This is a genomic window from Bradyrhizobium sp. (genome assembly GCF_035309285.1).
GTDB lineage: Bacteria > Pseudomonadota > Alphaproteobacteria > Rhizobiales > Xanthobacteraceae > Bradyrhizobium.
The window spans coordinates 89,909-103,839 of record NZ_DATGFH010000044.1; the positions used below are offsets into that span (position 1 = coordinate 89,909).

At 62.8% G+C, this 13,931-nt stretch carries 14 protein-coding genes; 6 read left to right on the forward strand and 8 right to left on the reverse strand.

Annotated elements, in window-relative coordinates; all coding sequences use genetic code 11:
- Nucleotides 1-137: 137 nt before the first annotated feature.
- Nucleotides 138-446, reverse strand: coding sequence for a hypothetical protein (locus tag VKR55_RS09540; protein ID WP_324402193.1), 309 nt, complete (start codon nt 444-446; stop codon nt 138-140).
- Nucleotides 447-693: 247 nt separating this feature from the next.
- Here VKR55_RS09540 and VKR55_RS09545 point away from each other — a divergent pair, with 247 nt between their 5' ends.
- Complete coding sequence (locus VKR55_RS09545) at nt 694-1,989, forward strand: O-antigen ligase family protein (RefSeq protein WP_324402195.1); 1,296 nt, start codon at nt 694-696, stop codon at nt 1,987-1,989.
- Here the strand turns inward: VKR55_RS09545 and VKR55_RS09550 are convergent.
- Nucleotides 1,928-2,926, reverse strand: a complete 999-nt coding sequence (locus VKR55_RS09550; RefSeq protein WP_324402197.1) for a glycosyltransferase family 2 protein — start codon at nt 2,924-2,926, stop codon at nt 1,928-1,930. The genes VKR55_RS09545 and VKR55_RS09550 overlap by 62 nt on opposite strands.
- A 23-nt stretch (nt 2,927-2,949) precedes the next feature.
- Nucleotides 2,950-3,885 carry a glycosyltransferase gene (locus VKR55_RS09555; RefSeq protein WP_324402199.1) on the reverse strand — a complete coding sequence of 312 codons (936 nt, stop codon included), beginning with the start codon at nt 3,883-3,885 and terminating at the stop codon, nt 2,950-2,952.
- A 194-nt stretch (nt 3,886-4,079) separates the two neighbouring features.
- On the opposite strand from VKR55_RS09555, the gene VKR55_RS09560 reads away from it, so the two are divergent.
- Together VKR55_RS09560 and VKR55_RS09565 are read left to right on the forward strand one after the other, a co-directional pair.
- Nucleotides 4,080-5,147, forward strand: coding sequence for an endo-1,4-beta-xylanase (locus VKR55_RS09560; RefSeq protein ID WP_324402201.1), 1,068 nt, complete (start codon nt 4,080-4,082; stop codon nt 5,145-5,147).
- Nucleotides 5,148-5,150: 3 nt separating this feature from the next.
- On the forward strand, nt 5,151-6,581 hold the full coding sequence (locus VKR55_RS09565; protein ID WP_324402203.1) for a lipopolysaccharide biosynthesis protein: 1,431 nt from the start codon (nt 5,151-5,153) through the stop codon (nt 6,579-6,581).
- Here VKR55_RS09565 and VKR55_RS09570 read toward each other — a convergent pair.
- Nucleotides 6,578-7,465: a DUF6492 family protein gene (locus VKR55_RS09570; RefSeq protein WP_324402205.1), complete on the reverse strand. Its 888-nt coding sequence runs from the start codon at nt 7,463-7,465 to the stop codon at nt 6,578-6,580. The genes VKR55_RS09565 and VKR55_RS09570 overlap by 4 nt on opposite strands.
- A 343-nt stretch (nt 7,466-7,808) precedes the next feature.
- Between VKR55_RS09570 and VKR55_RS09575 the strand changes: the two genes are divergently transcribed.
- Complete coding sequence (locus tag VKR55_RS09575) at nt 7,809-8,972, forward strand: GNAT family N-acetyltransferase (RefSeq protein ID WP_324402207.1); 1,164 nt, start codon at nt 7,809-7,811, stop codon at nt 8,970-8,972.
- A gap of 90 nt (nt 8,973-9,062) precedes the next feature.
- On the opposite strand, the gene VKR55_RS09580 is transcribed toward VKR55_RS09575, so the two are convergent.
- From VKR55_RS09580 to VKR55_RS09595, 4 genes are all read right to left on the reverse strand, one after another.
- On the reverse strand, nt 9,063-10,010 hold the full coding sequence (locus VKR55_RS09580) for a DUF5996 family protein (RefSeq protein ID WP_324402209.1): 948 nt from the start codon (nt 10,008-10,010) through the stop codon (nt 9,063-9,065).
- Between the two features lie 66 nt (nt 10,011-10,076).
- The gene (locus tag VKR55_RS09585; protein WP_324402211.1) at nt 10,077-10,208 is read right to left on the reverse strand and encodes a hypothetical protein; all 132 of its coding nucleotides are present in this window, start codon (nt 10,206-10,208) and stop codon (nt 10,077-10,079) included.
- 107 nt (nt 10,209-10,315) lie between these two features.
- Nucleotides 10,316-10,915: an NAD(P)H:quinone oxidoreductase gene (wrbA, locus tag VKR55_RS09590; RefSeq protein WP_324402213.1), complete on the reverse strand. Its 600-nt coding sequence runs from the start codon at nt 10,913-10,915 to the stop codon at nt 10,316-10,318.
- A gap of 170 nt (nt 10,916-11,085) precedes the next feature.
- On the reverse strand, nt 11,086-11,784 hold the full coding sequence (locus VKR55_RS09595) for a pirin family protein (protein ID WP_324402215.1): 699 nt from the start codon (nt 11,782-11,784) through the stop codon (nt 11,086-11,088).
- Nucleotides 11,785-11,911: 127 nt separating this feature from the next.
- Here VKR55_RS09595 and VKR55_RS09600 point away from each other — a divergent pair, with 127 nt between their 5' ends.
- On the forward strand, nt 11,912-12,820 hold the full coding sequence (locus VKR55_RS09600) for a LysR family transcriptional regulator (protein WP_324402217.1): 909 nt from the start codon (nt 11,912-11,914) through the stop codon (nt 12,818-12,820).
- Between the two features lie 70 nt (nt 12,821-12,890).
- Nucleotides 12,891-13,418, forward strand: coding sequence for an REP-associated tyrosine transposase (locus VKR55_RS09605; protein ID WP_324402219.1), 528 nt, complete (start codon nt 12,891-12,893; stop codon nt 13,416-13,418).
- The last annotated feature ends 513 nt before the right edge of the window (nt 13,419-13,931 follow it).

A 13,931-nucleotide genomic window follows, 5' to 3' on the forward strand; every position in this document is an offset into this window, starting at 1 on the left:
TAGGCCTTTATGTCGCGGCTTTGGGCCTCTGCGCAGCGCGAAGTTAACAACATGCTACCGCCGCAAAACGGGCGCGGTCGAGCCGCTTCCCCGGCGATGGGTTCCACCGATTTCATCGTGGCCGCCAGGCTCATCGTTCAGCACTTCCGCAACATCAAGGCGACATGTTTAATCATGAGCTCACGTCTTCCACGGTGATCGCGCGATTGGCGCGGAAAGGAGATGTCGCGCAGTCCGTCCGACCGGCGTGCATGCGCAGCTACAGGACGCTGGTCCATGATGGGGCTGGCCTGTCCAAAAATGGGATCGGCAGAGCAAGGCACCGTTTGCACGGGCAAGCCGTCGCGCCCATTGATCCGCGGGACTTCAGGAATCCCGTTAGAAAACCACGCGAATTCGGGCCGCGCGGTCGTCGGCGCAAATGGTTCGGTCAGGGCTTCTGTCATGGCGCTACTGAGGCAGCAATATCGATGCCGGGGTGCGAGAAATGCGAGCCGTACCTCATCTGGTGACGTTTGTTGGTTAATTCGGAATGCATTAACCTTTCTTGAGATGGCGCCCGGCTAATGTGAGTCCGGTCCGCTGCGAACCGCGTGACATGTCTTCAGATTTCGTTAACCAGTTGGCGCGTCCGCACCCGGCCATGACCAAGACCCGCGAGGCATCTTCGAGGTAATGAGCCGGCTTCTCGCCATGTCCGAGGCCTCCGCACTGCTCGGCGTGCTTCGCCGGCAGCAGGTCATGGTGGTGCTGCGCGCCGCAACTTTCATCGGCACGCTGCTGCTCGTGTGGATCTCGCTGCGGCCGTTCCAAAGTCTCGCCGAGCTCGATCTGACGGACGCGTCGAGCGGCAACGATACGATGACTTACGCGCTGTTCGGCGGTCTCGCCGTTCTGACCGGCCTGCTGACGATCTCGGAGAACCGCAAGGGGTTCGCGACCCTGCGGTCGCCAGGTTTCCTGATCTTCGGCGGCTGGATCCTCGTGAGCGTCGTGCTGTCGACGGATATTGCTACATCCGTCAAGCGTTTTGCCCTCACCGCTGCCGCGGCGGCGGTGGCATCGATGCTGTTCTTCCTGCCGCGATCGCAATCGGAAATGGTGCGATGGTTCAGCATCGCGGTGCTGGGGCTGCTTGCGATCTGCTATCTGGGACTCGTGTTCGCGCCGAACCTGTCGATCCATCTCGCAACCGACCTGCAGGAGCCGCTCCTTGCCGGCGACTGGCGCGGTGTCTACGGACACAAGAACGTGGCAGCGGCCATGATGGCGATCATGCTGTTTCTTGGCATCTACATCGTGCGGAGCGGCCTCTATCTCGCCGGCTCCGCCACCATGGCGATGGCCGTGATCTTCCTGATCAATGCCAGGGGCAAAAGCGCGCTGGCGCTGTGCGTCGTCGTTCTGGTGCTGAGCTCCGTCACGGCTCTCATCCGGTCCTTCTGGCTTCGCGCGATCGCGCTGCTGTCGCCACTCCTGATCCTCAACATGCTGAGCGTCGGCACGGTGATGAGCGATCACCTCGCGGCGATCGCCAGGATGTTGCCGTTCGATACGAGCTTCACCGGCCGGACCGAAATCTGGGAATTTGCGCTGCAATCGCTGAGGCCGCGGTTGCCGCTCGGTTACGGTTTTGCGGCGTTCTGGGGAACGGGAGCGACCAGGTCGACGGAGGCGGGCATGGAGTGGACCGCAACCGTGGCCCACAGCCATAACGGCTATCTGGACACCGCGCTCGCCATGGGGCTGCCGGGTCTCATGCTCCTGATCGCGGTCCTGGTGATCGCGCCGCTCCGGAATTTTCAGCTTGCGGATCGCGGCGGCAACAACGGTCCGCTGACGATGGCGCTGCTGCGCATCTGGCTGTTCGGAATCTATCTGGCCGGCTTCGAAAGCTTCTATCTCGATCGCGCCGACCCGATCTGGTTCACCTTCCTGACGGCCGTGCTCGGGATGCATTATCTCGCGCGGTTTCGAACAGCGGCGTGATGTTGGCGGCCTTGTAAGGTGTTGGCGCAAGCCCAAGGGCTGCGAGACTGCGGCCGATCGACAGGCAAAGCGGATGCGACGCCGGCAGCCAATGTCCGGTCGCGAGCAGCGCCGTTGCCGCACGAAACGGCGCAATTCCGAGCGAGATGAAATTCTTCAGGAGCAGCAAGGCGGTGCCAAGGCGACCGGAATAGCGCTTCTGATCGATGGTGTAATTGATCACGCCGGTCGTGACGGACCTGCGAAGCACCCATCGCGTCTTCATCCGCTGAGCCGGCACGGTCTCGAACACTTTCGCGTCCTCGTTCCAGTGCGACTTGAAGCCGGCGAGGCGACAGCGCGTGAAGAAGTCCATGTCGCCGCCGCCGAGCAGATCGAACCGGGGATCGAGGGTCGGCTCGCCTAGCGCCTCAAGCACCCGTCTGCGGATAAGGCAATTGCCGGTGCCGTGCAAGGAGGCTGTCTCGCCCGACCGCGTGATGGTCGAATAGAACAGCGGATGCTTTTGCAGGCTCGAGGGCGTCTCGCCTTCAAAGCATCGCACGACGGGTCCGCCGACCAGATCGGCGCCGCTGGATCGCGCCGTCCCGATCATGCCCGCAAGCCAGGTCGGAGAGGCTTCCTCGTCGTCATCGATCATCAGGAAGAATTCCGCCGCAGGAAAACGTTCGCGCGCCGTCCTGAACGCCGTGTTGATCGCGCTGCAATTGCCCTGCTTGCGCTCGATGACCGAGAATCCGGAAAGCGCGTGCGAGGCGAACACCGCGTCGGCGACCCGCTCGCCCGCAAGCTCTTGCACGTCGTTCTCGACCACGACCACGGCAAAATGCTCCGCGCCGGTCTGTGCAGCGAGCGACTCCAGCGTTCTTTTCAGACCCGCCGGCCGCCGGAAAGTCGGGATGCAGACGATGGCCTTGGGGCTTGTCACGTCAGTCATGATCGAACCGGTTTCAATCTCACTCAAAGCCCTGCCAACGCGCCCAGCGTGTGGACGAGCGTCTTTGGCGTCTGCGACGGGAGTAGCGCAATCACCTCCGCCGTCTCCCTTATGGCACGTGTGTAGGCGCGGGCGCGGATGGACTGGCAGGCAAGATAGGTCTTCAGATGCGCCTCGGCCTTTCGCCGCAGCCGAACCAGATCGGCGCTGCCGACTTTGCTTGCGATCATGGCGTCCGTGAACACGCGCTCGACTGCTGCGCGATAGTGGCTGAAAGTGACGGCGCCGCTCATCATCGCGCTGCCACTGTGAACGCGATATTCCAGAATGGTCGTCCGCGGACACCAGACGATCGGACCCAGCCCCGCCAAACGACAGAACAGGTGCCAATCTTCGCAATAGCCAAGCGTCTCGTCAAAACCGCCGGTCCGGCGGAATTGCGCCTGCCGCATCAGCATGACGCCGCCGTTCACGATGAAATTGCCGGCGAGCAGGTCGCGCTGGATTTCGCCACTCGGCTTGCCCCGCCGCGGCAACAGGCTGCGGTATCCGATGCGGCGTCCGTCGGCATCGATCCGCTCATAGTCGCCGTAGACGGCGACGCAGTCGGCCGGCGCGCTCTCAAGAAGCATCTCGGTCGCGCCCGGAACGAGGCGGTCGTCGGCATCGAGGAACATCAGCCAGCTATGCTCGCGTTCCTCGGCGGGGATCAGGCGTTCGATTTCCGCAAAGCCGAGATTGCGCGCGGCCGAGACGCCTCGTCCGCCACCTTGGATCAGCGTGATCCGTTCGTCGCCAATGCGGGCGGCAATGTCGGCAGAGCCGTCCGTCGACCCATCGTCGACGACGATCACCCGTTTGACGTCAGCCTGGCCGAGTGCGCTGGCAATGGCCTCGCCAAGATAGCGGGCCGCGTTTTTCACCGGGATGACGATATTGACCCACATAGCTACCTGCATTGGTCGCTCACGCGCCGAGATGTGCCAGAGCTGAACAGCATGGACACGGGTTGATACACAACAGCAATGTCCGTGCCACAAGCGCGATATCGGCCACGCATTGCTTCAATTTGAATTAACGTAACCGGATGAAACTTGCGGTGTTGCCATTGCCGCTTTGGTATCCCGTAACCAAGTTCGTCGAGGCAGCGCCGATGAAGATCAACAGACGAGAGGTTATCGCAGGCGGTCTGGCCGCGGCGGCTTCCGCCGTGGTCCGTGGCGCGCCGCTGGCTGCGAGCGCAGGCGATCGGCGCAACGGCTATGGCGCGGCCGTGACGCTTGCAGACTTGCAGTCCGATGTCCGTCTGAAAGACGCGGTGACGCGCTATTGCACGCAGATCGTGCCGGTCTACGAACTGAAATGGCCGACGGTTCGGCCCGATGCGCATACTTTTTCTTTCGCGAAGGCCGACGGCTTGCTCGACTTCGCGCGCCAGAATGGGCTTACGATGCGCGGCCACAACCTGGTCTGGTACGCGGACTTGCCCGCGTGGACCAAAGAGATCAAGGACGCGCCGACCGCCGAGCGAACGCTTCGCGATCACATTGCAACCGTCGTCTCCTATTACCGCGGCAAGTTGACCTCGTGGGATGTCGTGAACGAAGCCATCCCGGACTTTCCGAAGCGGCCGACAGAGCGGCGCCCTTCGCTGTGGCAAAACTTGCTGGGCGATAGCTACATTCGCACGGCTTTCCGTGCCGCCGCCGATGCCGATCCCGACGTTCAGCTCGTCCTCAACGACTACGACATCGAATCGGTGGGCGAACGCTTCGCAGCCCGGCGCGCCGCGCTGCGCAACCTGGTTTCCGATCTGCTCGACACCGGCACGCCCATCAACGCTGTCGGCCTGCAGTCCCACCTGCATGGCGAGATCGAGATCGACACCGACGGGCTTGCCAGGTGCGTGGCCGAGTTTCGCTCCTGGGGCCTCGACGTCATCGTCACGGAGCTCGACGTCGATGATCGGTTCCTGCCGGCTTCCGTGACGGAGCGCGACGCAATCGTCGCCAAGCGGGTGAACGACGTGCTGAGCACCATCACATCGCAGGCTCCGCTTCGTTCGATCCTCACCTGGGGCATTTCGGACGGCTATAGCTGGATCAGTCAGATGTTTCCCCGGCCCGACCATCTGCCCAACCGGCCGTTGCCGCTCGATGCCGATTTTCAGCCGAAGCCGTTCATGGACGTCATCACCAAAGTCACCCGCGAGGCCGCCTGAGCGATGCTTCGACATGCATCCCAGTACATGATTGCGAGCGTCGTTGCCGCAGCGTTCGGCTTCATCAGCTCGGCGACGTTCACGCGGCTGCTCTCCCCCGCTGACTACGGCATTTACATCATCGGCGTCGGCATCGCCGGCTTCGTGTCGTCGATCCTCTTTACGTGGCTGCGCTTCTCGGTGATGCGTCTGCAATCGGAGGGAGGCGGGCGCGACCTGCGCGCCACCGCGTTCACCGGCTACGGCATGTCTGTCGCCGCGGCCCCTCTGCTGCTCTTCGTGATACCGTACCTCGCTCATCGCGGCTGGCAGGAGGTCGCTTGTGCGATTGTGCTCGCGCTCGGCATTGGCCTGGTCGAATTGGGTCAGGAGTTCATGCGGGCGCGCTTCGAGGTACGCGAATTCGTCGCCGGCGCCGTGCTGCGGACCATCGTGTCGTTTGCCCTGTGTCTGGCGGCCATCAAATTGGGATGGGGTGGATATGGCCTGCTCACCGGCACCGCGCTCGGCTATTACGTCTCGGCGGCGTTCTCGGCGCGGACCATCTGGCGCACACCTCTCGCCAAGCCTGACTTCAGCGAGCTGCGCCTGTTCGTCCGGCTCGGCTTCGTTTTCACGATCACGGCCTTCGTCTACACGTTCCAGTGCTCGATGGATCGGCTGTTTCTGGCGTGGCATTCGAGCGAGGCCTTCTCCGGTCTCTACGGTGCCTCGGCTGACCTGACGCGCCAGATCATCCAGATGCCCGCCGGCAGCATCGCTGCAGCGGCGTTCCCGATCGCCGTCAACAGCCTGGTGCAGCACGGCACCGCAAGGGCCCGCGAGCAGTTGCAGCGCTTCGGCGCGGTGCTCCTCGCCGTGTCGGTGCCGGCAGCAGTGGGTCTTGCGCTGACCATTCCCTACCTCGCCGCGTTCCTTCTGGGCCCCGCGTTTCGCGACACCGCGGCCCAGATCGTGCCGATGCTCGCGATCGGATGGTTGTTTCAATGCATCACGCAATATTATGTGCATGTCAGCTTCCATCTGGCCAAGAAGCCGGAGTGGTCGCTGCTGCAGGGGCTTGCCAGCGTCGCCATCAATGTCGCGAGCATCTGGCCGCTGACGGATGCGTGGGGTCTGCAGGGGACCGCGGCGTCCTTCATGATCTCGGAAGCCTTCGGCGTCGCGGTCGGCGTCGTGATCACGCGATTTGCCTATCCTCTGCCGTCTCTGCTCGGGCCGCTGGCGCGAACCTTGCTGGCCAGCGGCCTGATGGCGACTGCGGTGCTCGTGCTCAAGCAATGGCTATCGGTGCCGGGTGCGTTGACGTTTGCGATCCTCGCGGTGAGCGGCATGCTGGTCTATGGGCTGGCGGCGATCGCGTTGAACATTTGCGATGTGAGAGGCGTCCTTCGCGCGCTGAGACTTAGAATCCCCGTCGCAGCTCGCGGCTAGGCCGCTTCGTGCTCGAGCGCGGCAGACAGGACACCCCTGATATCCCGGATCGAGGTTCCCGAATAGGACTGGATGCAGAGCGCGACCTGCTCTGTTGAGGCGCCGTGTATCATCGCCTCGATCGACGACTGGTCGAGCCGGCTTTCATCCCAATGCGCCAGCGCCAGGCTGCGCTCGACGATCTGATGTGCGGCCAGATGAGTTGGTGAGGTCGCCACGAAGCGGCCGTACAGCAGATATTCCGAGAATGGACGCTTCCGGCATAGCGCAAGCTCCCAGCTCTTTCCTGTAGCGGACCGGATCGCTTTCGTCATGGCGCGAACCGTCGCCTTGTCCCAGACCAGCACATTGCCGACGAAGTCATCGGCCGGGAACGATGGCTCGGACAAACCGAGCAGGGCATCGCAATTCCGCAGCCAGATCGAATGAAACGGCGCATCGGCGCGGATCGCGTTGCGGTCGACATAGAGCGGTGATTTCTCCGCGCCGGCATATCGGCCGATATCGAACTTGCGGAAAAAGACATTGTCGGAATCGATGATGCACACACGCTCCTCGGGGACTGCAAGAACCCCCGCGATCTTGGCGATCTGCTGCACGTGCCAGCCATGCACGGGGCGGGACAACAGCGAGAGCCAGATGCGCCGGCGGCTCCGCAACAGCGAGGCCGGCACGGCCCAGAGCCAGTTCGGCAGATAGCGCGAGACCGGAATGACGACGCGCTTCTCCGAGCAGAATTTCGCAAACAGCGGAACGTCGTCGTCGTTAACAATGACGTAGTGCCTGGTGTAGCCGGTGAGGCAGGCGTCGATGCTCTCGCAGAGCAGGGCGAAGCGCTCGAGATCCTTGGCATGGCTCGGGGTCAGCAGGGCAACCGAATGCATGGCGAGCGCTCTCATCAGATAGACCGTTCGTTGATATCGATCCGGCGCCCGAAGCAAAAGCTGCAAGCATCGCTCAGATTCCCGTGAACTGAATTAAGGATTAACGGCGTCGCTTGACTGCGCGGTATGCGACTTAACGTTAGCCATACCTTGCGGACATCCGGTTCCCCACGACGATTACGCTGGCAGCGAAACGCGCGGCCTGCCAGATAGGAGCGACATCCATAGCGTGCAGCGTCGGATCGACACCGCATGGAACTGGGACGAACTGTGTAATCAACCTGCGGCGAACACATGATCGAAGCGATCGCAGGACGAGCAGTCTGACGGTGGGTGAACGACATTGGGCAAGTTGGCCATTCTAGAGCTCGGGGAGGTAGGCAGGCCTGCGGCATCGTCCGTCGCTTCGTTCCGCGTCGAGCTTGTCCGTGACTGGGCCAAGGCCGCCACCCGCTGGAGCAACCGGGGCCAAAGCACGGGCTTTCAGCACCGCTACTGGCTCGATGCGTGGTATAGCGCCTTCGATGCGGCCAGGCCGCTCGTCGCCATCATCTCCGATACGATCACCAGGCGCGATGTTGCGCTGGTCCCGCTGATTTGCCGCAAGCATCACGGCATCCGGATCGTCGAATTCGCCGACCTCGGCGTGAGCGACTACAACGCGCCGATCCTGGCCTGTGGCGTGCCGCGCGATTCCGCCGCGATGCGTGCCATCGGCCGGGCCTTGCTGGCGGCGTTGCGCGACTTGCCCGATCGCCCCGATCTGATCCGCCTGAAAAAGATGCCGGTGGAAATTCGTGGGCGTCCAAATCCGCTGCTGGCATCGGGATGGACCGGATCCTCCTCGTTGAACGGAAATCTCGTCGAGATCGGCGATGATTTCGAAAGCTACCGCGCCTCGATCAGGAAGATGCAATTGCCGCGATGCTGGCGCGTGTTCACTCGCCACCCCGGCGCCGGGTTTCGGATCGCCGCCACCGCCGGCGAAGCCTTGCGGCTTCTCGATGTCATGGATGTCCAGCAGCGCGAACGCATGAAGCGGCTCGGGCTCCGGTTTGTGCTCGACGACATCAATCACGCGAAATTCTATCGCGACGTCGTCGGCCGCGGCATCGCGGAGGGCTACGCCGTGGTCTCTGCGCTGACGTGCGGCGACGAGATCGTGGCCACCACCATGGGGATCAGGCACGGTGCCGACTACTCGCTGCTCAGGACCAGCAATGCCGGGGGCCAATGGTCGAGTTGCTCGCCGGGCCTGCTTTGCGTCGAACGAACGATGGCGGTGTTGCACCAGGGGGGCGTGCGCCGCTTCGACTTCAGCATCGGCAACTATGAATACAAGCGGCGTTTTGGCGCAAAACCGCTGCCGTTGACGGATGTCAGCATCGCCCTGTCCTGGCGCGGCGTTCCCTACGCGCTGCGGGACCGCACCGCGCAGCGGCTGCGGCGCTATCCGCGCCTCGCTGCGCGCGTTCGACGGGCAATCGGCACGCGCGTCGCGCACTAAAGCGCGATGAGGACAAATCATCATCGCGCCTTTAGCCCCTTGTTTGTGCATGATCTTGTCGGACCGCTGCATACTTTTCCGGATCATGCGCTAGATCTCCCGCACCACGCCGGGCCTGCCCGGCGTGCACTCCAGCGCTGCACGATCCCATTTCGCCGCGACCGCCGCAGCCTCGTAGGTGCTGTGCAGGAAATCGAGCAGCGCGCGATCGGGATCGCTGGCCGTGCGCACGGCATCGTAGGGCAGGATGAACTCGCCGAGCGCCTCGCTGAAGAAGGCCGCATCGGGACGAACTTTTGTGGCGCGGAATCCCGGCGGCTCCGGATAGGCGTAGGAATAGAACGCGGGATAGTCTATGGCGTCGCTGCCGGGCCAGAAGCCCGCGCTGCTCACCTCGTGCGAATACGCTTCGCAGGCAACCGCATCGGAAAGATGGGGGACGCCGCCGGGGTGGCGCGGCGCGCTGCGTCCGGAAAAGCGCGTCACTGCGAGATCAAAGCTGCCCCAGAAGAAATGCACCGGGCTCGCCTTGCCGAGGAAGCCGGTACGGAATTGCTTGAAGACGCGATCGGCATTGACCAGGATCTGGAAGAAGCGCCGGACCGCGCCGGCATCGTAGGAGGCGTGCTGCGTGTCCTGCGAGAACCTGATCGGGTCGGGCAGCTCGTTCGGCATCTCGTCGATCGCAACTGCAATGCCCTGGTCGGCAAGCTCGGCGACAATGCGCTTGTAGAAGCTTGCGACCGAATGGCCGGCGAGTGCGAATTGTCGCGTCGAGCCCTCGCTGGTCGTGATCCTCAAGACATGATCGATGAAATCGAACTCGATCTCGAAGCTACGCAAGCCATCGGCAATGGGAGAGGTCGAAAGCCCCCGCGCGGTAACGTAGAGCGTCACGTGCCAGGAATGGTTAAGCCAGGGCGAGCGCGTGAGCCTGATCTTGCCGACGATCTGGGTCCAGAGATGAAGCGTGGCGCAGGTATCGCGCCAGGCTGCGAGCGGCAGCTCCGGCCATTGCGCATGCGGGGAAGGGGACATCGTTGGACTCCGGATGCGACCGTCGCGCCGACCTTTTTGGCCTATCACGAATCCCTCACGCCGGCGTCACGAAGCCGTGCACTCCGGGCAGCGCCGCTGGCCGCGCGTCGCGCGGAAAAGGCTCTTGCAGTACCAGCGGCGGGCAAGGGCCTGCAGCGGGTTACGCCATTGCTCGGCGATGAAAAGAAGCTCGACCATCGAAAGTCCTTCACTTTGGCTCCTGGAGATAAGGCGGCATTCGCGCGGGAGAATGCCGCCTTGTTCGCACCAGCCATGCGCCGATGGTGGCGTGCCGTCATCAATGCCTAGCCGTGCAGTTTCTTGGCGGTCTCTGCGATCACGCGGCCTTGATAGCGCGCGCCGGCAAGCTCGTTGGCGCTCGGCAGACGGCTGCCGTCGCCGCCGGTGATGGTGGTCGCGCCGTAGGGCGCGCCGCCGGTCACTTCATCGAGCCTCCCCTGGCCCTGGAAGCCGTAGTTCATGCCGACGATCGTCATGCCGAAATGCAACAGATTGGTGATGATCGAGAACAGCGTGGTCTCCTGGCCGCCATGCTGGGTCGCGGTCGAGGCGAAGGCACCGCCGACCTTGCCGTGCAGTGCGCCCCTGGCCCAGAGCCCGCCGGCCTGGTCGAGGAAGTTCGCCATCTGCGACGACATGCGGCCAAAGCGGGTGCCGGTGCCGACGATGATCGCGTCGTAATTGGCGAGCTCGTCGACCTGGGCGACGGGAGCGGCCTGATCGAGCTTGTAGTGCGCCTTTTTTGCGACTTCGACCGGCACCAGCTCGGGCACGCGCTTGATGTCGACGCTGGCGCCGGCTTCGCGTGCGCCTTCGGCCACCGCACTGGCCATCGCTTCGATATGGCCGTAGGCGGAATAATAGAGGACGAGGACTTTGGGCATGGTGATCTCCTGTGTGGTGGTTTGCTTTGCGAGGCGTTCGAGTGAAGTTCTGTCGTCATTGCCGGGCTTGACCCGGCAATCCATCAATCCCAAGAAGGTTTCTTGCGAACCGGATGGATGGCCGGGTCAAGCCCGGCCATGACGAGAGTGCGTGTTGTAATGGCGGCTCCTTACGCCGCGTCGACGAGCACGAGCTCGGAATCTTCCAACGCCTTGATCATCAGCTTGGCTTCGTCGGAGATCGCTGCGCCGTCGCGCGCATTGACCTCAACGCCATTGACCTCGACGCGGCCGGCCGCCGGAACGAGATAGAGGTTGCGCGCCTTGCCAGGCTCATATTCCGCGCTCTCGCCCGCTTTCAGCGTGGTGGCGAGCACCCGCGCATCGGCGCGGATCGGCAGCGCATCTTCATCATCGGCAAAGCCGGACGCGATGGTGACGAGCTTTCCCGAGCGGTTCGCCTTCGGAAACGGTTTTGAGCCCCAGGTCGGCTGGCCGCCTTGCGTCGTGGGCTGGATCCAGATCTGGAAGATCCTGGTCAGTGTCGGCTCGAGATTGTACTCGGAGTGGCGGATGCCGCTGCCTGCGCTCATCACCTGCACGTCGCCGGCCTCCGTGCGGCCCTGGTTGCCGAGCGAGTCCCGATGCGTGATCGCACCCTCGCGGACATAGGTGATGATTTCCATGTTCGCATGCGGATGCGGCGGGAAGCCGGTGTTGGGCGCGATCTCGTCGTCGTTCCAGACGCGAAGCGCGCCGTGGCTCATGTTCTCGGGGTCGTAGTAGCTCGCGAAGGAGAAGTGATGTTTCGCCTTCAGCCAGCCATGGTCGGCGCCACCGAGCTTGGAGAATGGTTTCAATTCGATCATGGGATGTTTTCCTTTGATCAGATGCGTTGAACTTCGTTGCCCCTTGGATATGTCCTCGGCTGTGATATAGAAATAGAAACTATCGAAATTTATTGTTTCTAAAATTGACACAAGGCGAGGGCCCCCCATGGCAAAGCTTCCGGACTTCGAGGCGCTGGCGATCTTCGCCAAGGTGGTCGAGCTGCGCTCCTTTGCGGCGGCGGCAACCGAACTGACGCTGTCGAAGGCGACCGTCTCCAAGGCAGTCGGCCGGCTCGAGGAGCGGCTCGGCGCGCGGCTGTTCAACCGCACCTCGCGACGGCTCGCGCTGACCGATGCCGGGCAAAAACTTGCCGAACGCGCCGCGCGTCTCCTGGCCGATGGCGAAGCCGCGGAGAACGAAGCGCTGGCGCAATCCTCGGTGCCGCGCGGGCTGGTGCGGCTTGCGGTGCCGATGACCTTCGGCGTCAAGAACGTCGCGCCGCTGCTGCCGGAATTCCTGCAAACCTATCCGGAGGTGTCGATCGACCTGCATCTGAGTGACGCAACCGTCGATCTGATCGGCGAGGGGTTCGATGCGGGGCTTCGCATCGCGCGATTGCCGGATTCCTCGCTGATCGCGCGGCGGCTTTGCGGCATGCCGCGCTACACGGTGGCCGCACCGTCCTATCTCAGGCAATACGGCCGGCCTACCCATCCGATGCAGCTCGCGCAACACCGATGCTTCGGTTACGCCTATCTCTCGACGCCGAACGTCTGGCACTACACCAACGCCGCCGGCGAGCAGGCCGCGGTGCGGCCCGGCGGTCCCTTGCGCGTCAACAACGGCGAAGCAGTGATGCCCGTGCTGCTCGCGGGGCTTGGCATCGCCGACCTGCCGGAGTTCATCGTCGGCGAGGCGATTGCCGCGGGCGAGGTTGAGGTGATCCTGAAAGGATGGAAGCAGCCGGAAGGCGCGGTGCATCTCGTCACACCCCCCGGCGGCCCGCGTCCCGCGCGCGTTGAGGTGCTGGCGGAGTATCTGGCGAGCAAGTTCGCAAAGGGAAAGAGGAAGTGAACAATGTATCTTTCGTAGGGTGGGCAAAGCGAAGCGTGCCCACCATAGCCCGTGGATACTATGAGAGATTATGCCCAACTATCGTCGTGCTCATGTAGAAGGTGGTGTGTTCTTTTTCACGGTCGTGCTCGCTGACCGGTCCAGCAAGCTGCTTATCGAAGAGATGGATCGACTGCGACAGGTCTATCGCACCGTTCAGGAACGGCGTCCCTTCGAGACGATTGCTGTTTGTATTTTGCCCGATCACATCCATGCTCTCTGGGCTCTGCCGGAAAATGACAGAGACTTTGCTAGCCGCTGGAGCCTCATCAAGAGCGGATTTTCCCGTGGGATCGATGCCCAGCCGAGGTCGGATAGTAAAATTGCCAAACGCGAGAAGGGCATCTGGCAACGTCGTTATTGGGAGCATGTAATTCGCGATGATGCCGATCTCGCGCGCCACGTCGACTACATCCATTTTAACCCCGTGAAGCATGGGCATGTTACGCGTGTCGCGGATTGGCCACACAGCAGCTTTCATCGGTTTGTCGAACGCGGTTGGCTGGACATGGATTGGGGCGGAGACCTAAAGGACATAGAGGGGAACTTTGGAGAGTGAATGGTGGGCACGCTTCGCTTTGCCCACCCTACGACTCCGTTTCAATTATCAAACAGCAGAAGGCGTGAGTCCACATTCCCGCGGCACCATGTGCCCGAGTGATGCATCATTCGTGGCCCTCGAAATTGAGAGGGCGCAGGGAATGCCGGGTGCAGGCCGCACCCGCGAGCCTTGCGTGCAAAGAAAAGTGCACTTTGAGCACGCAGGCAACAACAGGGCAGCCAGAACATCCGGCATTCCCCGCGCAATGGTTTTACGGCTTATACGCGATCTCCCCGGAGTGCCGGGCTTGTTAGCCTCCGTCGCCTGCGGGTTCGTCGCCCGCAAACTTGACGCCAGCGTCGGGGCGCCAGGACCACGCGATTTCGCCGTCCGCATCGCACCCAGTTTCGTCTGACCGGCTGCAACACGTCCATCGCATCCCGCTCCACGTTCGTGACGATCGGCCGAAACGCCCCTCTTGCCGGAGCGGGATGGGCGAAACAAATCATGATATTCCGAAAAACGGAAGCA